Raw genomic sequence first — 19,068 nt, 5'->3', positions numbered from 1 at the left:
ACGGAAAGCGTACTACTTCGTCGACTGGCCGGAAGGTAAAGAATAAGAAAATTTTCTGATTTGCTGGCAAGCCCACGTTCACACCGTGGGCCGCCAGAACCGGTTCTAAACGGAAAACAAAATGTTACTGACGAGCGTCAGGCTGAGGGCTTATTTTCCGGCTCATCGGCAATATCCCCGGTGTGCCTGCCCTCTTCCGTCCCCTGCCAGCCGTGACGCTGCACCAGCGACAGATGATGACGATCTTCGTTGATGATGCCGGTGAGCATATCGCTGGTCCGCTTGAAGACCGCCACCCGCGACGCCGCGTCGTTTTCCGCCATCGCCACCATCTCTTCGACCATCTGCAGGTTGAAGCGACGGAACAGATCGGCCCGCTCGCGGGCTTCATAGGCGCCGAGTCCCAGCGCCTCCAGCGTCATTCGGCCGGACTTCAGCGCCGCCTCGAAGGTTTCACGCTCCGGCGCCTCGACGCCAGCCTGGCGCAGCTTAATGTAATGATCGACATCGCGGGCGCGGGAGATGATCTGCAGATGCGGAAAATGCTCTTTTACCCTCTCCACCAGCTCAAGGCTGACGTGCGGATCGTCGATGGCATTGATCAGTACTTCCGCCTTTTCGGCGCCAGCCGATTCCAGCAGGTCGACCCGGGTGGCATCGCCGTAGAAAACCTTCATATCAAATTTGCGCAGGGTATCAACATGATCCGGGTCGTGATCGAGGATCACCATCTTCACCCCGCTGGAGAGCAACAGTCGCCCGGCAATCTGTCCGAAGCGGCCAAAGCCGGCAACAATCACCCGCGGCTGCTCTTCATCAATCTCATCAGCATCCCGCGCCTGGCCGCTGGCCGATTTCTCCAGACGGGTCAGCAGGACCAGCAAGACCGGCGTCGCCGCCATCGACAGCGCCACCGCCAGGGTCAGCGCCTTAGCCCATTCGCCGTCCAGTACATCCGCCATCCGCGCGGCGCCAAAGACCACAAACGCAAACTCGCTTCCCTGCCCCAGCAACACTGCAAACCAGCGGCGCTGGGCGCGCGGCACGCCCAGCGGCCTGGCGATAAGCCACAGCATCAGCATTTTTATCGCCAGGAAACCGACCAGCAAAATAACGATACGCAACGGATGAGTCACGAGAGTGCCGAAGTCAATCGACATGCCGACGCCGATAAAGAACAGCCCCAGCAGCAGCCCTTTAAACGGCTCGATATCGCTCTCCAGCGCATGACGATACTCGGAGCTGGCCAGCAGCACCCCGGCGAGAAACGCCCCCATCGCCATCGACAGCCCGACTTCCTCCAGCAGCAATCCAAAGCCGAAGACCAGGAACAGCGCCACGGCGCTGAACACTTCGCGCAGGCCGGAACGGGCGACAAAGCGCAGCAGCGGACGGGTCAGATAGCGCCCCAGGGCCACCACCAGCGCCAGCGCCGCGGCCACCTTCAGCGCGGAGAGGGCAAACGCCACCAGCGAGGTGGCGCCGCCGCTGGCCGCCAGCAGGGGGATCATCGCCACCAATGGGATCGCCGCGATATCCTGGAACAGCAGCACCGCGAAGGCGCTCCGCCCCATCTGCGACACCGTCAGATTGCGCTCATTCATCGCCTGCATCGCAATGGCTGTGGAAGAGAGCGCCAGGGTCATGCCTATCAGCTCGGCCACCTGCCAGCGCAGGCCCAGCAGCATGCAGAACAGACCGATCAATACCCCGCAGGCTACCATCTGCAGCGCGCCGCCGCCGAACACCGAGGCGCGTAGCTTCCACAGCCGCTGCGGATCCAGCTCCAGACCAATCACGAACAGCATCAGCACCACGCCGATCTCGGCAAAGTGCAGAATCGCCTCGGCGTCAGTCACCAGCCGCAGCCCCCACGGGCCGATAATACAGCCAGCGATCAGATAGCCCAGCACCGACCCCAGCCCCAGGCGGACGGCGATGGGCACAATCAGCGCCGCGGCGCCCAGGTAAATCAGCGCTTGTATCAGCGTATGGCTATCCATTCTGGTGTGCCTCCTGCCAGTCGATTAAGCGTTGACGATAATGGCGGGCCTGCGCCTGCAGCGTTTCGTCATCGCAGATAAAAGTGCAGTGCATGGCGAACGGCGGCAGCCATTTCATTCCGCAGTAAAGCGCGGTTGCCTGCAACGGCTGCGCCAGCACCGGAAAACCGGGGAATGAGCCGATGTCGAAGTGGCTTTCACCGCCGCCGGTGGTCACCGCCCACATCAGCGATTTACCGCGCAGGGCAATACCGTTGTGACCATAGGCCCAGCCGTGCGCCAGCACTTTGTCCATCCACAGCTTCAGCAGCGGCGGTACGCTATACCACTGCATAGGATGCTGCCAGATAACCAGATCGGCACGGGCCAGCGCCGCCTGCTCGGCGGCGACATCGATATTAAAGTCGGGATAGAGTTGATAGAGGGAGCGTATCTCTACGCCTTCAAGCGTCCCTGCCTGTTCAAGCATTCGCTTATTCGCATGAGAATGCTGCGGATAAGGATGCGCATAAATTATCAGAATCATTGATTGGCCTGCGTTTGCTCTTGTCGTAATCAGCAAGAGTGTAGACAGTTAAGCCAACCGCTTACAATGATAACTGTGATTTATGTCGCGGGGGTTTACGCATTTCGGGGTTGCTTCTTGATCGCCACATCAGAATCGCTGTCGACCAGATCGCATTGCTTCGGTAGCAGAAAGGTCATTGTGCCGGCGATAATCAACGAACCGGCCAGGGCGCAGACCGCCACATTCTGGCCGTAGAGATACATCATCACGCCCACCAGATAGGGGCCACAGAATCCGCCGAGATTGCCCAGACCATTGATCACCCCGCGTGCGCTGCCCGCCACCTCCGGCGAAGCGATACGCCCCGGCATCGACCAGAACGGACTGGTAGCCGATTTGAGAAAGAAGCCGCAGATCACCAGCGCGATATAGGCCGCCACCATCTGGTCGCGCAGCACTACCGACGCCACCAGCGCTGCCGCAAAACTGTAGAGCGAGAAGCGAACCCACAGACGACGCTTACCGCTGTGGTCGCTGAACAACGAAATCACATAGATCCCGGCCAGCGTGGCGACAAACGGCAGCACCGCCAGGAAGCCAACGCTGGCCATGTTGCCGCCGGTTAACCCCTTCAGAATGGTCGGCAGCCACAGCGTGTAGCCATAATCCCCGGTCTGGTAGAAAAAATTGAGGATCACCAGCTTCATCAGTCCGGCATTACCAAACACATCCTTCACCGGGGCCTTGCTGACAGGGGCTTCTGCCTGCTTCGCCGCACGCTCGGCGGCCAGGGTGGTCACCAGATAGTCACGCTCGCGGGCGGGCAACCAGTGGGCCTCTTGCGGACGGTCGCTGATCATAAACCACCACACGACCAGCACCACCAGCGACAACAGCCCTTCGATGATAAACAGCCAGCGCCAGTCAAGCGCCGCAATAATGGCCCCGGAGACCGGCGCGGTGAGCATGCCGCCGAGCGGGGCAAACATCATCACAAACGCGTTCGCGCGACCCAGCTCTTTTTCCGGAAACCAATTGCTGACCATGGTCAGCACTACCGGCAGCATTCCCCCTTCCGAAACCCCGAGAATAAATCGCAGCACCAGCAGTTGATATTGATGAGTCACAAACCCTGTCGCCACGGAAACGATAGCCCAGGCTACCAGCGACCAGGCAATAAATTTTTTACCGCTGCCGTTAACCGCAATTCGCCCACCGGGAATTTGCAAAAATAAATAACCAATAAAAAAGATACCGCTGGCCACGCCAGCCATTTGGCTGGTAATGCCTAAATCGGCCTCCATGCCGCCCGGCAGGGCAAAGCTAATATTAACCCGGTCCATAAATGACATAATGCAGGCAATTAACACCGGCACAATGATACGCAGCCAACGGGTGCTGGGAATTTTCTCGTTCATATATTTGCACTCTCTATGCAGAGGTTATTGTTTTGATTGAGATCGCGCGGGTACAGAAATAAAAAGCTAATTAATCGATAGCGTTTGGCAGCGCTGCGCCGGCAAACCAGGCGGCGACGTTAGCAAAAACCACTTCGCTCATTTTCTGTCGTGTTTCCTGCGTGGCGCTGGCGACATGCGGCTGCAGCACCACGTTATCGAGGGCGATCAGCGCCGCCGGGACCTGGGGTTCCTGTTCGAAAACATCGAGCCCGGCCCCGGCGATAACGCCGTTTTGTAACGCGTGGATCAACGCCTTTTCATCCACCAGCGAACCGCGGGCAATATTGATAAGCCAGGCATGCGCCGGCATCACGTTAAACACCGAGGCGTCGATGATGCCGCGGTTCGCCTCGCCGCCGGATGCGGCAATCACCAGAAAATCGCTCTCATGCGCCAGGGTATGCAGGTCGGCACACCACTGATAATCGAGGCCCGCTATCTTTTTACGGTCGGTATACAGCACCTGCATATCAAAACCCCGCGCCCGGCGGGCGATCGCCTGGCCAATATTCCCCATACCCAGCAGGCCGATACGCTTCCCGCTGACCTGAGTCGCCAACGGCATACCACCGCTCAGCCAGCGTCCCTCGCGGACAAAGCGATCGCCCTGACAGAGCTGACGGGAACCGGCCAGCAGCAGCCCCATCGCCAGGTCAGCGACATCATTCGTCAACACCCCGGAGGTGATGGTGACGGCAATTTGCCGCGAGCGGGCATACGCCAGATCCACCGCATCGGTACCGACGCCGAAGATGGCAATCAGCCCAGCCTGAGGCAGCAACTCAAGGACGCTGTTTGCTACGCCGACGTCGCCGCGAGTGACCACGACGGCAATGTTCTCTCCTTGTTCACGCAGAAAGGCGATCGGATCGTCCTGCTCGTAGAGACGCAGCAGCGGGAAATGCTCCGCCAGCTGCAGCTGCAGGGTTTCAATTACGGGGGCCACTAAAAGGACGGCGCGGGGAATAACACTCTTCATCAGATCACCTGTTTGACGTTTGGTTACGACGGTAGCCACTATCAAACGGGTTTTTATCGGGGGATTTTGCGATCTGTATCACGCTGAATCGTGTTAAAAATGCATGTTACCGGACGCGTGATCGTGAAGACAAAACGGCGACCAGACAGGCGATGGACTGCGCGCGCATTAACCTTTCGCTAACACACGACAGGCGCTGGCTGGTGGCCGTTAAATCGTTTCGCCCATCGACAGGCGGTAGTGGAGATCCACCTTTTCAATGGTGGGCAGTCCTTTGATTTTCTTTATTAAAATCTCTGTCGCCACCTTACCCATCTCGAAGCGCGGCGTCAGGACGCTGGCCAGCCGGGGAGAGACGATCTGGCCAATCTCCAGGCCATGAAAGCCCGCGATAGCCAGCTCCTGGGGCACGCTGATACCGGATGCCAGGCACTCCTGTAACACGCCCACCGCCAGGTCGTCATTAGTGCACAGGATACCGTCCATATCGGCGTACATTTGCCGCGCCAGGGTCATCATGCCGGTGCCAATGGAAACCGACGAGACTTTATTCGGCGCAATGCGCCCCACCGCCAGCCCGGCATTCTCCATCGCCCGACAGTAGCCCAGATAACGCTGCTCGTCGCGGACGTCGGACATCGAGCCGAAGTAGATGATCCGTCGTTTACCGCTGGCCAGCAGCATGGTGGTCATATCGAAGCCGGCCTGGAAGTTATCGAATCCGACGTTGATGCGTCCTGGATTCTCCGCCAGCCCCATCACTTCGGCGATCGGGATCTTCGCGGCATTCAGATACTTGTCCGCCCGCAGGGAGTGCACCGACTCGGTCAGCAGCAGTCCTTTCACATTAAACGCCAGCACGGCGGCAATCTGCTCCTCTTCACGCTGGCGATCGTAGTCGTAATTCACCACCAGCGTCTGGTAACCATGCCCGGCGGCGACAGATTCGATGCCGGCCAGCAGATCGGCAAAAATTTGATTATGAAAGGAGGGAATGAGTACGCCAATCCGCGGCACGGCGACGCTGGTCATCGCCGGATTATCCGGGTCGGGCTGATAGCCGATCTCCGCTATCACGCTAGCAATACGCTCCGCCGTCTCCGGTTTCACCTTTTCCGGGGTGCGCAAATAGCGGCTAACGGTCATCTTGGTTACGCCAGCCAGCTCGGCAATATCATGGAGAGTAATGCGTTGTGCTTTCATCTGTGTGTCCGCCAAATACCTGACTGCTTCAGGCCATTATGCCTGTCGGGGGGGCAAAAGAGAATGCCAGTCCGTAGCCGTTAACCTGTTGAGTCAGCGAGATTTACCGGCAGCGTCACGTTTAAAGTAACCCCTTTTTGTAACACGGTTCCGAGTGATCTTCATCACAGTTTCCCCCGGTAAAAATCCGTGAGATAGGGCACAGGTTTTCTTCAGCCGCTAATCAGGATATCGAGATGAACGATCTTTTCAGCTTACAAGGTAAACGCATTTTAATTACGGGCGCAGGACAGGGGATCGGTTTTGTCATGGCTCAGGGTCTGGCGCAATATGGCGCAGAAATCATTATTAATGACCTTTCTGCCCCGCGAGCGGACGATGCGGTGATGAAGCTCCGCGACGAAGGCGCCACCGCCCATGCTGCGGTATTTAACGTGACCGATGCCGAGGCCGTTGAAGAAGCCATTGCCAATATCGAAGCGCATCTTGGCCCGATTGACGTGTTATTCAATAACGCCGGGATCCAGCGCCGCCACCCGTTTACCGAATTCCCGGTGCAGGAATGGAATGACGTGATTTCAGTTAACCAGACGGCGGTATTTCTCGTCTCTCAGGCCGTCGCGAAGCGCATGGTTGACCGCCAGCAGGGAAAAATCATCAATATCTGCTCCATGCAGAGCGAGCTGGGGCGCGACACCATCACCCCCTACGCCGCCGCCAAAGGCGCGGTGAAGATGCTAACCCGCGGAATGTGCGTTGAGCTGGCGCGGCACAACATTCAGGTCAACGGCATTGCCCCGGGCTACTTTAATACGGCGATGACCCGGACGCTGGTTGAGGATAAGGCGTTTACCGACTGGTTATGCAAACGCACCCCTGCCGCCCGCTGGGGCGATCCGCAGGAGCTGGTCGGCGCTGCCGTCTTTTTATCGTCAAACGCGTCGAATTTCGTCAACGGCCATCTGCTGTTCGTTGACGGCGGCATGCTGGTCGCGGTCTGAGAGAAGGAGCGCATGATGGCAGGACAATGCATTATTTTGATGGGCGTCTCCGGAACCGGCAAATCCACCGTCGGTCAGGCATTGGCCCACGCGCTGGGAGCGAAATTTATCGACGGCGACGACCTTCATCCACGCAACAATATCGTCAAAATGGCCACCAGCCAGCCGCTGAATGATGAGGATCGTCAGCCGTGGCTGACGCGTATCGCCGACGTCATTTTCAGTCTTGAGCAGAAAAACGAGTCAGGTGTATTGGTCTGTTCCGCATTAAAAAAGCGCTATCGCGACCGCCTGCGTGAGGGGAACGCGAAGCTACGCTTCCTGTGGTTGACCGGGGATTATGACTGCATTTTGCAGCGAATGCGCCAGCGTAAAGGCCACTTTATGCCAGAAGCGTTACTGCGTAGCCAGTTTGCCGCCCTGGAGACGCCAGACGCCAGTGAAAGCGATGTTCTGGCCGTCGATATTACCCCCGACGTCGCCAGTATTGTCGCTCACTCATTAACGTTACTTCATTCGCAACAACCGCAGAGGATCCCGGCATGATTATCGATACCTTAACCGCCGCCGCCGAAAATGAGCTCTATCCGCCGGTGATCCGCCAGGCGCTGCAGGCCGTGTTACAGCAACAACCGCACGCGCTGCCGCCGGGGAAATATACCGTCGAGAGTGATAATGTGTTTTTTACCGTCGTCGAAGGCCATACCCGGCCGCTGAGCGAGCAACGCCCGGAATATCATCGTCAATATCTCGACATTCACATTGTGCTGAAAGGTGAAGAGATCATCGGTGCCGGGAATAAAGGGCTGCCGGTCGTTGAAGATGGTCACTTCAACACGACGCAGGATATCGGTTTCTGTCAGGCTATCGACAGCGAAACGCTGATTCATCTCTACCCGGAAGAGCTGGCGATCCTCTTCCCTGGCGAATTACACCGCCCGATGGCCTGCCTCGAACAAGGCGCAGCGTTGCGTAAAATCGTGGTTAAAATCGATCGCGCGCTACTGTAACGCGCTCGTTCGGCCCCGCACACTCCCCGCGGGGCCTGGGATAACCATTAGTTATCCAGCTCATCCATGGACTTCACCTGGTCGCGGTTAATCTGCTCCACGCGGCCGGTTTCGGCATTTTTGTATGAGACGAGGCCGGTGTGATCATCCACCTGCGGTTTGCCGCTGGTGACAATGGTCTTGCCATCGGTGGTTTTGATCGACTGATTCGATGAGCAGCCGGCCACGAACATGATTGCCGTCGCTGCCAGTGCGGATGCCACCAGAATATTGTTCCGCATTGTATCCTCCTGTCTTTTCATCAATAGGTATCGTTATGGTGCTCACTATAGTTAGCCTGACCCGACAGGTGGTTAAAAGCAGAACTCTCCGAAGATGACTGCAGCCCAAAAAAAGGGCTGACGATGTCGTCAGCCCTGGTTTGTTGCTCTCCGGCCAGGCCGGCGCGCTTATTTGGTGATTTGCGCGTGCATTTCCTGAACCGAAATCACCTTCTCGGTGGCGTCAGCGTTCAGCGCCATCGCGGTGGCAAAGCCGCCGTTCAGGGTGGTGTCGTAATGCACCTTGTACTGCAGCGCGCTGCGGCGAATCAGCTTGGAGTCTTCAATCGCCTGGCGACCTGCGGTGGTGTTGATGATGTAGGTGTATTCGCCATTCTTGATACGGTCCTGAATGTGCGGACGACCTTCATGCACCTTGTTCACCAGACGCGGGTTGATACCGGCTTCGCCCAGCACAATCGCCGTACCGTGGGTCGCATCCAGCTCAAAGCCAAACTTCAGCAGCTTCGCCGCCAGGTCGACCACGCGCTCTTTGTCGCCTTCGCGAACGGAGAGCAGCGCGCGGCCCTGTTTCTTCATGGTCGAGTTGCTGCCCAGCTGCGCTTTGGCGAATGCTTCCGCGAAGGTACGGCCCACGCCCATCACTTCCCCGGTAGAGCGCATTTCTGGCCCTAACAGCGGGTCAACGCCCGGGAATTTGTTGAACGGCAGAACCACCTCTTTCACCGAGTAGTACGGCGGGATGATCTCTTTGGTCACGCCCTGCTGCGCCAGCGTCTTACCGGCCATTACGCGCGCCGCGACTTTCGCCAGCGGAACGCCGGTGGCTTTGGAGACGAACGGCACGGTACGCGCCGCACGCGGGTTCACTTCAATCAGATAAACTTCGTTATCTTTCACCGCGAACTGGACGTTCATCAGACCACGAACCTGCAGCTCGAAAGCCAGCTTCTGCACCTGCTCGCGCATCACATCCTGAATTTCCTGGCTCAGCGTATACGCTGGCAGGGAACAGGCTGAGTCGCCGGAGTGTACGCCCGCCTGCTCGATATGCTCCATGATGCCGCCAATCAGCACCATTTCGCCGTCGCAGATGGCATCGACATCCACTTCAATCGCGTCGTCGAGGAAGCGATCCAGCAGTACCGGTGCATCGTTGGAGACGCTAACCGCGGTCTGGAAGTAGCGGCGCAGATCCTGCTCGTCGTAAACAATTTCCATCGCCCGGCCGCCAAGCACGTAAGATGGACGAACCACCAGCGGGTAGCCAATCTCTTTCGCTCTCTCTACCGCCTGCTCAATGGCAGTGACGGTGGCGTTCGCCGGCTGCTTCAGCTTCAGACGGTCAACCGCATGCTGGAAGCGCTCACGGTCTTCCGCGCGGTCGATAGCGTCCGGGCTGGTGCCGATAACCGGTACGCCTGCGGCTTCCAGGGCGCGCGCCAGCTTCAGCGGCGTCTGGCCGCCGTACTGCACGATAACGCCCTTCGGCTTCTCGATGCGCACGATTTCCAGCACGTCTTCCAGGGTCACCGGCTCGAAGTACAGACGGTCGGAGGTGTCATAGTCGGTAGACACGGTTTCCGGGTTACAGTTGACCATGATGGTCTCGTAACCGTCTTCGCGCAGCGCCAGAGAGGCGTGTACGCAGCAGTAGTCAAATTCGATACCCTGGCCGATACGGTTCGGGCCGCCGCCGAGGACCATGATTTTATCGCGGTCAACGGACGGGTTGGACTCACACTCTTCTTCATAAGTGGAGTACATGTAGGCGGTATCGGTGGCGAATTCGGCGGCGCAGGTGTCCACGCGCTTGTAGACCGGATGCAGGTCATACTGGTCGCGCAGCTTGCGAATTTCCGCTTCCCGCACGCCCGCCAGTTTCGCCAGACGCGCATCGGCAAAGCCTTTACGCTTCAGGGTACGCAGGAAGTCGGCGTCGAGGCCGTTGATGCCCACTTCCACCACTTTCTCTTCCAGACGCACCAGCTCTTCAATCTGCACCAGGAACCAGCGGTCGATATTGGTCAGGTTGAAGACGCCGTCTACCGAGAGGCCGGCGCGGAAGGCATCCGCGATGTACCAGATACGCTCGGCGCCAGCGTCTTTCAGCTCGCGGCGAATTTTAGTCAGCGCTTCCGGGTCGTCGAGGCTCACTTTCGGGTCGAAGCCGGTGGCGCCCACTTCCAGGCCGCGCAGCGCTTTCTGCAGCGATTCCTGCTGGGTGCGGCCAATGGCCATCACTTCGCCGACGGATTTCATCTGGGTGGTCAGACGGTCGTTCGCGCCAGCGAATTTTTCGAAGTTGAAGCGTGGAATTTTGGTGACCACGTAGTCGATGGACGGCTCGAAGGAAGCCGGAGTGCGGCCGCCGGTGATGTCGTTCATCAGCTCGTCAAGGGTGTAGCCCACTGCCAGCTTGGCCGCCACTTTAGCAATCGGGAAGCCGGTGGCTTTCGAGGCCAGCGCCGAAGAGCGGGAAACGCGCGGGTTCATTTCGATAACGATCAGGCGACCGTCTTTCGGGTTCACCGAGAACTGCACGTTAGAGCCGCCGGTTTCCACACCGATTTCACGCAGGACCGCCATCGAGGCGTTACGCATGATTTGGTATTCTTTGTCGGTCAGGGTCTGCGCCGGGGCAACGGTGATGGAGTCGCCGGTATGGATCCCCATGGCATCGAAGTTTTCAATCGAGCAGACGATGATGCAGTTGTCGTTCTTATCGCGCACCACTTCCATCTCGTACTCTTTCCAGCCGATCAGCGATTCATCGATCAGCAGTTCGTTGGTCGGAGAGAGATCCAGGCCGCGTTCGCAGATTTCTTCGAACTCTTCGCGGTTATAGGCGATACCGCCGCCGGTGCCGCCCATCGTAAAGGACGGACGGATAATGCACGGGAAGCCAACGTCGGCGGCAACCGCCAGCGCTTCTTCCATGGTGTGGGCGATGCCGGAGCGCGCGGTGTCGAGGCCGATTTTCTTCATCGCCACGTCGAAGCGACGACGGTCTTCCGCTTTATCAATCGCGTCCGCAGTGGCGCCGATCATGGTCACGCCGAACTCTGCCAGCACGCCCTGACGTTCCAGCTCCAGCGCACAGTTCAGCGCGGTCTGGCCGCCCATGGTCGGCAGCACGGCATCCGGGCGCTCTTTTTCGATAATTTTACGTACCACTTCCCAGTGAATCGGCTCGATGTAGGTCGCATCAGCCATTTCCGGGTCGGTCATGATGGTCGCCGGGTTGGAGTTCACCAGAATAACGCGGTAGCCCTCTTCACGCAGGGCTTTACAGGCCTGCGCGCCGGAGTAGTCAAACTCACACGCCTGACCGATAACAATCGGGCCCGCGCCCAGAATCAGGATACTTTTTATGTCTGTACGTTTTGGCATTGCTCTTTTACTCCTGATTATTTCGCGGACTGACGGTAGAGCTCAATTAACTCGATAAAGTGGTCGAACAGCGGCGCGGCATCGTGCGGCCCCGGGCTCGCTTCAGGGTGCCCCTGGAAGCTAAACGCCGGTTTGTCGGTACGATGAATGCCCTGCAGGGTGCCGTCGAACAGCGACTTGTGGGTCACGCGCAGGTTGGCCGGCAAGGTGGCTTCGTCAACCGCAAAACCGTGGTTCTGCGCGGTGATCATCACCACATTGTTATCAATATCTTTCACCGGATGGTTGCCGCCGTGGTGGCCGAACTTCATCTTAATGGTCTTCGCACCACTCGCCAGCGCCAGCAGCTGATGGCCAAGGCAGATACCGAATACCGGAATATCGGTCTCAAGGAATTTTTCAATCGCGTCGATAGCGTAATCGCACGGCGCCGGGTCGCCTGGGCCGTTAGAGAGGAAAATACCGTCCGGATTCATTTTCAGCACGTCTTCGGCAGAGGTCTGCGCCGGCACCACCGTCAGGCGGCAGCCGCGGTCCACCAGCATGCGCAGGATGTTGCGTTTCGCGCCGAAGTCATACGCCACAACGTGGAACGGCAGCTCGCTTTCCGCTTTCGCTTCCGGCAGGTCGCCCGCCAGAGTCCAGCTGCCCTGCGTCCAGCTGTAGGTTTCTGCGGTGGTCACTTCCTTCGCCAGATCCATGCCGTTCAGACCCGGGAACGCTTTCGCTTTCTCCAGCGCCAGCTGAGCATCCGGGCTGTCGCCCGCGATGATGCAGCCGTTCTGCGCCCCTTTCTCACGCAGCAGACGCGTCAGCTTGCGGGTATCGATATCGGCAATCGCCACGATGTTATGGCGCTTCAGATAAGAAGAAAGATCTTCAGTATTGCGGAAGTTGCTGGCAATCAGCGGCAGATCGCGGATCACCAGACCCTGCGCGTGTACCTGAGAAGATTCTTCATCGGCGGCGTTGGTGCCGACATTACCAATATGAGGATAAGTAAGAGTGACGATTTGGCGGGAATAGGAAGGATCAGTGAGGATTTCTTGATAACCGGTCATTGAAGTATTGAAAACGACTTCCCCAACCGCCGTGCCGGTTGCCCCGATGGCCCGACCGTGAAACTGGGTTCCGTCTTCCAGAACCAATAGCGCTGACTTAATCAAAACACCCTCCAGAGAATATCCACTCACTTTATTTGCATATTAATTCATAAACACGATCTGAATCAATGCAAATCTGTTGCCCGCAGATTTTTGGCAAACGGCGGCATTCTGGAGAGATGTCGGATAAAAGTCAACTTAAAGCGGAGATTTTTAATGTCATTTTACGCCACTGGCGCATAACATGTGATTTTTACGCCAAAAAGATCAACAAACCTGGCTGAGAAAACGCTTGCGGACGGGAAAGAGTGTAAAACCTGGCGACGAAGCGCTAAAAAGTGGACCAAATGGTCAAAATTTACATTTCATTCACCAAAAACATCATTAATATTATTATTTATATCTATCACAACGTAAAACACACACCAAACCCATAAAAATAAAAAAGGGCAACAATATATTGCCCCTTGCATCAATAACTTATTGATTGCAATAACCACATCACGATGGGTAATAATCGTTATAAACTGTTCAAATCCAGCACATCACGCATGTCAAACAGACCATTTTTCTTGTCTTTCAGCCATAATGCAGAGCGAACCGCGCCATTAGCAAAGGTCATCCGGCTGGAGGCTTTATGGGTGATTTCAATACGCTCACCGATATCAGCAAACATCGCCGTATGTTCGCCGACGATATCGCCCGCACGGACGGTGGCGAAGCCAATGGTGCCCGGAACGCGTTCGCCGGTATGACCTTCACGACTGTAGACGGCGCATTCCTTCAGATCTTTGTTCAATGCTCCGGCGATCGCTTCGCCCATCGCCAGCGCGGTGCCTGACGGCGCATCCACTTTATGCCGGTGGTGCGCTTCGATAATTTCGATGTCGGTGTAGTCGCCCATCACCTTTGCCGCCTTCTCCAGCAGCTTTAACAGGACGTTGACGCCGACGCTAAAGTTAGCGGCGAAGACAATGGCAATCTCCTGCGCGGCGTCGCGAATCGCCTGCTTGCCAGCGTCGTCAAAACCGGTGGTGCCGATGACCATCCCTTTGCCGTGCTCGCGGCAAAACGCCAGATGATTCAGCGTGCCTTCCGGGCGGGTAAAATCGATCAACACGTCGAAATCATCTTTTACCGCCGTCAGGCTGCTCTGCACCGCGACGCCCGCTTTGCCGGCGCCCGCCAGCTCCCCGGCGTCGCTGCCCACCAGGCTTGACCCTTCGCGCTCCAGCGCCGCGCCCAGCGCCACGCCTTCCATCTGCAATGCAGCCTGAATTAACTGGCGTCCCATCCGGCCGCCCGCGCCGGCGATGGCCACGCGGATTTGTGCATCATGCATAGCTATTCTCTTTTGTTAACATTACGTAAATTGTTTTCAGAGTAACCAGCCCGTCAGCGGGCCGCTACTCAAAAACGCCGATAATTAGAAATTTATGACAAACGGCGGACGATATCAGTAAAAACTATACGATTGTGCTGAAATGCGTGCTTTGCGGGTGCTCTCTCGGAGACAATAATCGACGTTTTCGTCATCTGTCGGTTTCAAGAAATAAGATGCACTAAATCTGGCAAACTCGACCGACCAGCATTGAAATGCTGTGGAAACATTATACTTTCGGTAGAGCAGAAAGCCTTATGCCAGGATATAGCTGACCACCAGCTGCCCCTTCTTCATCTTTATCTGACTGATAACAATGTCGCCCAGCTCCGCCAGACGGGCGACGTGGGTGCCACCGCAGGGATAAGCGGGCAGTTCGCCGAAGCCCACCTGGCGCAAGCCATCAGCGAACGTCACCTGACGCGGTAAGTCCTGCGCCTGCCAGGCCTTCACCGGCGCCAGTAGCGCACTGGCGTCCGGCAGCGCGGCATTGTTCCTGCTGGTAAAGGTTATCCGCCCTTCGCCGGGCCAGTGGTGCGCTTTCACCGGTTGCCAGCCAAGCTGTTCGCCCGCCAGGCCAAGCAGGTGGCCGGCAGAATGCAGACGGGCATGCAGCTGTCTCGCGGAGGCATCAATTTTCATCTCCACGTCACCGAGGGGAAGCGGTTGCGACAGGATATGCAGCACGCTGTCGCCGCGCACAATAACCGTCTCAACCACCTGCCCGGCTATCCAGCCGCGGTCTGCCGGTTGACCGCCTCCTTGCGGGTGAAACAACGTCCGATCCAGTTCGATGGCGTAACGGCCATCCGCTTCTGCGGTGCAGGCGATGATCTGGGCGCGCCCGTCGGTAGCATCGCTGGTGTAATAAACTCGTTCAGTCATGGTGATTCTCCTCTCTGTCCGACCAGTATATTGATAATATCGACAGCGATAATCCCACCACCCGCCAATGCACTTTTGCCCCGGGAGCACAAATGAATCTGAACCTCCTGCCCGACCTCGCTCTTTTCGTTCAGATAGTCGACCAGGGCAGCTTCTCCGCCGTCGCCCGCCAGAACGGCATTACCCCTTCAGCCGTTAGCCGCAGCGTGTCACGGCTGGAGCGAGAGATGGGCTGCAAACTGCTGCAGCGTACCACCCGCAAGCTGCGTCTTAGCGATGCCGGGGAAACGATATATCAGCATGCCCAGCAGATGCTGGAAGCGGCGCGACAGGCAATGGATTCCGCAGGCAGTCGCCAAACGGTCGCCCAGGGAAAGCTGACGCTCAGCGTCCCGAAAGCCGTCGGCCGCTTTGTGATCCACCCGCTGATGATGGCGTTTTTCCACCGCTACCCGCAGGTGGACGTCTGCCTGCGGCTGGAAGATCGCCCTCTCGATTTTATCGATGACGGTATTGATCTGGCGCTACGCATCACCGATACCCCCTCCCCCGGCCTGCATGGCAAACCGCTGATGCCAATCAGGCACGTTATCTGCACCACTGAGGCCTATTTACAGCAGCACGGTACGCCGTACACCCCGCAGGATCTGCGCGCGCATTGCTGCATTAGTCTTGGCGAAACGCCCGCCGACGCGCGCTGGAAGTTCCGCCGGGAAGGGAAAAGCGAAACAGTGCAAACCTACGGGCGGTACGCCGCCAACCATACCGCCGTCCGCCTCGACGCGGTTAAGCAGCATCTGGGCATTGGCAGCCTGCCGCTGTTTACCGCTCGCGAGGCGCTGGCGAAGGGCGATATCGTGCAGGTGCTGCCCGAGTGGGAATTCATCAGCAGCTACTCCGGCGACCTGTGGCTACTGTGGGCGGGAGATAAGCATATGCCCGCCAGGATGCGGGTGATGATTGATTATCTCAGCGAGACGGTGCCGGCGTTGAACGCAGGCAGCACAGAGCCAGCGAAATAATTGCAAACCACGGAATGATAACCCCCAACACAAACCAGATCCCGGAGCGGCCGATATCATGCATTCGCCGGCAGCCAACAGCCAGCAAGGGGAGCGCCATCAGCAGCAGCCAGAGCGCGGCAAAGGGAATGACAACAAAACTGAGGATACCGTATTGAGGGTTAACGCTGGTTGCCAGACACCAGGCCGCCAGCGGCATGGTGGCGATCAATACATTGATGAGAAAAAACGTCCAGAACTGCTGCCGGCTGGCGCGGCCACTAAAATTAAAGGTCTCTTTCCAGCCGCTCAAATACGCCTGTCCATAGGTCATTGCTTCTTTCCTTGAAAATCGAGTGATTTATCACGGCGCCAGGGCAATCACCTCCGCTGCCCAGCGCTGAAACCCTTCCACGTCGATATCGAGCGCCACCAGGGCGTTCGCCGGCTGACCCAGTCGTCCTTCGATATCCACCACCGTGGTGCCGGCGGTCCAGGTCCCCTGCGTCTCCACCGCCACAAAACACGGCTGGAGAGTGAACAGTTCCGGGCGCGCCAGCCACGCAATAGCGCAGAGATCGTGCATTCGCAAACCACTGCTCATGCTGCCGCTGCGATAGTGGCTAAACAGAGCATGAAGCATTTTACCGGTCTGGTTCAGCGTCGGTAGGGTCGCCAGGTAATCTGCCGCCAGCAGCGCCCGGTTGGTGACGTCCAGCCCGCACATCACAATCTCCAGCCCGCTGTGGAAGACTTTCGCGGCGGCTTCCGGGTCGATAGCAATATTGAATTCCGCATTCGGCGTGAAGTTGCCGCGGCCCGCCGAGCCGCCCATGATCACCAGCCGGCGAATGTTGAACACGCATTCCGGGTACTGGGTCAGCAGCAGCGCTATATTGGTCAGCGGGCCAATCGCCACCAGAGTAATCGGCTCGGCAGCGTGCATCAATGCATCGCGGATCGCCTGGAAGGCCGGCTTCGCCAGCGGCTGACGTTGATGCTCAACAAAGTCATACCCCTCCATGCCGGATTCGCCATGCACCGAGGCGGCGTCGCGCAACGGACGCACCAGCGGCATCGACGCCCCCTGCGCCAGCGGCACATCGGCATTCCAGAAGTGCAGCAGCTGCAGCGCGTTACGGGTCGTCTTCTCCACCGAAACGTTGCCCGCCACGGTGGTCATCAGTTGCAGATCCAGCTCGGGCGCGAACAGCGCCGCGGCAATGGCGGCAGCATCGTCGATGCCCGGGTCAGTATCAAGAATGATCGGTAAGCGCATGGTTTCTCCCTAAAAAAAATGCCAGACGTTAAGTCTGGCATCTTCTCATACTGCTGGAGGAAAGAACTTACTCTACTTCACGGACATCCACACGCAGCTCTTTCGGCACTTCAAAGACGATATTCTCTTCCCGGCCTTCCAGTGGCACGGCTTCGCCGCCGCCCAGCTCCTGCAGGCGGGTAATGACGTTCTGCACCAGAATATCCGGCGCCGATGCGCCCGCCGTCACGCCGACACAGGCCGCATCCTTGACCCAGGCTTCCTGGATATCGGAGGCGTCGTCAATCAGGTAAGCCGCTTTGCCCATTCGCTGCGCCAGCTCGGCGAGGCGGTTAGAGTTGGAGGAGTTTTTCGACCCGACCACCAGCACCACGTCAGCCTGCTCCGCCAGCGCGCGCACGGCTTCCTGACGGTTAGTGGTGGCATAGCAAATGTCGTCTTTGCGCGGGCCGACGATTTTCGGGAAACGCGCGCGCAGGGCGTCAATAACGTCAGACGTATCGTCGACGGAGAGCGTGGTCTGGGTCATAAACGACAGCCGGGCGTCGTTTTTGACTTCCAGCTTGAGAACGTCTTCCGGCGACTCGACCAGGTACATGCCCCCTTGCGGGTTGTTGTACTGTCCCATGGTACCTTCGACTTCCGGGTGGCCGGCATGGCCAATCAGAATCGACTCTTCGCCGCGGCGGCTGGCGCGGGCGACTTCCATATGGACTTTGGTCACCAGCGGACAGGTGGCATCGAACACCGTCAGGTCGCGGCTCTTCGCTTCGTTGCGTACCGCCTGCGAAACACCGTGGGCGGAGAAAATCAGGATCGCGCCGTCCGGCACTTCGCTGATCTGTTCGATAAAAATGGCGCCGCGCTTGCGCAGGCTATCCACCACATAGCGGTTGTGCACCACTTCATGGCGAACATAGATCGGTGCGCCATACAGCGTCAGCGCGTTTTCTACAATGCTGATAGCGCGGTCAACGCCAGCGCAAAAACCGCGCGGGTTAGCCAACAGGATCTGCATGTTACTCCTCCAGCGCCGGATCGATCTCCAGCACTTCAATATCAAAATGAACGGTGCGCCCGGCCAGCGGATGGTTGAAGTCGACGGTGATGGAATCGCCGTTCACTTCGCGGATCACGCCAGGCATTTCGCTGCCATCCATTGCGGTAAAGAGCATAATCGCGCCGATTTCCGGTTCGCCAGCGTCGATAAACTCACGGCGAGAGAAATACTGAATCAGGTCCGGGCTGGGTACGCCAAAGGCGGCGTCAGGCTCCAGCGAAAAGGCCTTTTTCTCCCCCTCTTTCAAACCGAGAAGCTGTTGCTCCAGCCCTTCAGACAGAGAGGTGTCGCCGAGGCGAAACAGCGCCGGTTTGCCGTTGCTGCGGGTGGACTCGGCGGTGGAGCCGTCGTCCAGTTTCAGTGTGAAGTGCACCAGTACCGCGCTGTTGCTCTGTACGGATTTAGACATGCAAATTGCTCGCTTGTTTTAGGTCACCGGTTGCCCGGTGGCGCTATGCTAACCGGACCGACGGGCGGCCACAAATTCTGTAGGCCGGGTAAGCGTAGCGCCACCCGGCATT

At 58.0% G+C, this 19,068-nt stretch carries 18 protein-coding genes; 4 read left to right on the top strand and 14 right to left on the bottom strand.

Annotated elements, in window-relative coordinates:
• Positions 1 to 137: 137 nt before the first annotated feature.
• The 5 genes from kefC to HMPREF3142_RS08560 form a co-directional block, all read right to left on the bottom strand.
• On the bottom strand, positions 138 to 2,003 hold the full coding sequence (kefC, locus tag HMPREF3142_RS08580; RefSeq protein WP_012542877.1) for a glutathione-regulated potassium-efflux system protein KefC: 1,866 nt from the start codon (positions 2,001 to 2,003) through the stop codon (positions 138 to 140).
• Positions 1,996 to 2,529 carry a glutathione-regulated potassium-efflux system oxidoreductase KefF gene (gene kefF / locus HMPREF3142_RS08575; protein ID WP_008807478.1) on the bottom strand — a complete coding sequence of 178 codons (534 nt, stop codon included), beginning with the start codon at positions 2,527 to 2,529 and terminating at the stop codon, positions 1,996 to 1,998. The genes kefC and kefF overlap by 8 nt, the downstream gene beginning before the upstream one ends.
• 95 nt (positions 2,530 to 2,624) lie before the next feature.
• Positions 2,625 to 3,929 carry an MFS transporter gene (locus tag HMPREF3142_RS08570; protein ID WP_023297059.1) on the bottom strand — a complete coding sequence of 435 codons (1,305 nt, stop codon included), beginning with the start codon at positions 3,927 to 3,929 and terminating at the stop codon, positions 2,625 to 2,627.
• Positions 3,930 to 3,999: 70 nt separating this feature from the next.
• Positions 4,000 to 4,950: a 2-hydroxyacid dehydrogenase gene (locus tag HMPREF3142_RS08565; RefSeq protein WP_012542880.1), complete on the bottom strand. Its 951-nt coding sequence runs from the start codon at positions 4,948 to 4,950 to the stop codon at positions 4,000 to 4,002.
• Positions 4,951 to 5,160: 210 nt separating this feature from the next.
• Complete coding sequence (locus HMPREF3142_RS08560; protein WP_008807481.1) at positions 5,161 to 6,153, bottom strand: LacI family DNA-binding transcriptional regulator; 993 nt, start codon at positions 6,151 to 6,153, stop codon at positions 5,161 to 5,163.
• Positions 6,154 to 6,389: 236 nt separating this feature from the next.
• Here HMPREF3142_RS08560 and idnO point away from each other — a divergent pair, with 236 nt between their 5' ends.
• Genes idnO through HMPREF3142_RS08545 form a run of 3 tightly spaced genes read left to right on the top strand, consistent with a single transcriptional unit; the run spans position 6,390 to position 8,164 of the window.
• Complete coding sequence (gene idnO, locus HMPREF3142_RS08555; RefSeq protein WP_008807482.1) at positions 6,390 to 7,154, top strand: gluconate 5-dehydrogenase; 765 nt, start codon at positions 6,390 to 6,392, stop codon at positions 7,152 to 7,154.
• 15 nt (positions 7,155 to 7,169) lie between these two features.
• On the top strand, positions 7,170 to 7,700 hold the full coding sequence (locus HMPREF3142_RS08550; protein ID WP_008807483.1) for a gluconokinase: 531 nt from the start codon (positions 7,170 to 7,172) through the stop codon (positions 7,698 to 7,700).
• Complete coding sequence (locus tag HMPREF3142_RS08545; protein ID WP_008807484.1) at positions 7,697 to 8,164, top strand: NanQ anomerase/TabA/YiaL family protein; 468 nt, start codon at positions 7,697 to 7,699, stop codon at positions 8,162 to 8,164. Before HMPREF3142_RS08550 ends, HMPREF3142_RS08545 begins: the two co-directional genes overlap by 4 nt.
• Positions 8,165 to 8,211: 47 nt before the next feature.
• Here the strand turns inward: HMPREF3142_RS08545 and HMPREF3142_RS08540 are convergent, their stop codons facing one another.
• From HMPREF3142_RS08540 to HMPREF3142_RS08520, 5 genes are all read right to left on the bottom strand, one after another.
• On the bottom strand, positions 8,212 to 8,445 hold the full coding sequence (locus HMPREF3142_RS08540) for a YgdI/YgdR family lipoprotein (RefSeq protein WP_070611991.1): 234 nt from the start codon (positions 8,443 to 8,445) through the stop codon (positions 8,212 to 8,214).
• 168 nt (positions 8,446 to 8,613) lie between these two features.
• The gene (gene carB, locus HMPREF3142_RS08535) at positions 8,614 to 11,838 is read right to left on the bottom strand and encodes a carbamoyl-phosphate synthase large subunit (protein WP_008807485.1); all 3,225 of its coding nucleotides are present in this window, start codon (positions 11,836 to 11,838) and stop codon (positions 8,614 to 8,616) included.
• A gap of 17 nt (positions 11,839 to 11,855) precedes the next feature.
• Complete coding sequence (carA, locus tag HMPREF3142_RS08530) at positions 11,856 to 13,004, bottom strand: glutamine-hydrolyzing carbamoyl-phosphate synthase small subunit (RefSeq protein WP_012542883.1); 1,149 nt, start codon at positions 13,002 to 13,004, stop codon at positions 11,856 to 11,858.
• A 457-nt stretch (positions 13,005 to 13,461) separates the two neighbouring features.
• A complete protein-coding gene (gene dapB, locus HMPREF3142_RS08525; protein ID WP_008807487.1) occupies positions 13,462 to 14,283 on the bottom strand; it encodes a 4-hydroxy-tetrahydrodipicolinate reductase in 822 nt (273 codons plus the stop codon).
• Positions 14,284 to 14,577: 294 nt separating this feature from the next.
• Positions 14,578 to 15,207 carry an alanyl-tRNA editing protein gene (locus tag HMPREF3142_RS08520; protein WP_049011164.1) on the bottom strand — a complete coding sequence of 210 codons (630 nt, stop codon included), beginning with the start codon at positions 15,205 to 15,207 and terminating at the stop codon, positions 14,578 to 14,580.
• 92 nt (positions 15,208 to 15,299) lie between these two features.
• On the opposite strand from HMPREF3142_RS08520, the gene HMPREF3142_RS08515 reads away from it, so the two are divergent.
• Positions 15,300 to 16,229 (top strand): LysR family transcriptional regulator, encoded by a 930-nt coding sequence (locus HMPREF3142_RS08515; RefSeq protein ID WP_070611989.1) that lies wholly within the window; start codon positions 15,300 to 15,302, stop codon positions 16,227 to 16,229.
• Here the strand turns inward: HMPREF3142_RS08515 and HMPREF3142_RS08510 are convergent.
• The 4 genes from HMPREF3142_RS08510 to fkpB form a co-directional block, all read right to left on the bottom strand.
• A complete protein-coding gene (locus tag HMPREF3142_RS08510; protein WP_016160277.1) occupies positions 16,177 to 16,542 on the bottom strand; it encodes a DUF805 domain-containing protein in 366 nt (121 codons plus the stop codon). The two genes, HMPREF3142_RS08515 and HMPREF3142_RS08510, sit on opposite strands and share 53 nt — an antisense overlap.
• 30 nt (positions 16,543 to 16,572) lie before the next feature.
• Complete coding sequence (rihC, locus tag HMPREF3142_RS08505; protein WP_070611986.1) at positions 16,573 to 17,487, bottom strand: ribonucleoside hydrolase RihC; 915 nt, start codon at positions 17,485 to 17,487, stop codon at positions 16,573 to 16,575.
• 67 nt (positions 17,488 to 17,554) lie between these two features.
• The gene (ispH, locus tag HMPREF3142_RS08500; protein WP_002887979.1) at positions 17,555 to 18,505 is read right to left on the bottom strand and encodes a 4-hydroxy-3-methylbut-2-enyl diphosphate reductase; all 951 of its coding nucleotides are present in this window, start codon (positions 18,503 to 18,505) and stop codon (positions 17,555 to 17,557) included.
• 1 nt (position 18,506) lies between these two features.
• On the bottom strand, positions 18,507 to 18,956 hold the full coding sequence (gene fkpB / locus HMPREF3142_RS08495; protein ID WP_002887976.1) for an FKBP-type peptidyl-prolyl cis-trans isomerase: 450 nt from the start codon (positions 18,954 to 18,956) through the stop codon (positions 18,507 to 18,509).
• Positions 18,957 to 19,068 lie beyond the last annotated feature (112 nt).

This window comes from Klebsiella sp. HMSC16C06 (genome assembly GCF_001808325.1).
Lineage (GTDB): Bacteria > Pseudomonadota > Gammaproteobacteria > Enterobacterales > Enterobacteriaceae > Klebsiella > Klebsiella variicola.
This window is presented reverse-complemented; position numbering and strand designations above follow the sequence as displayed.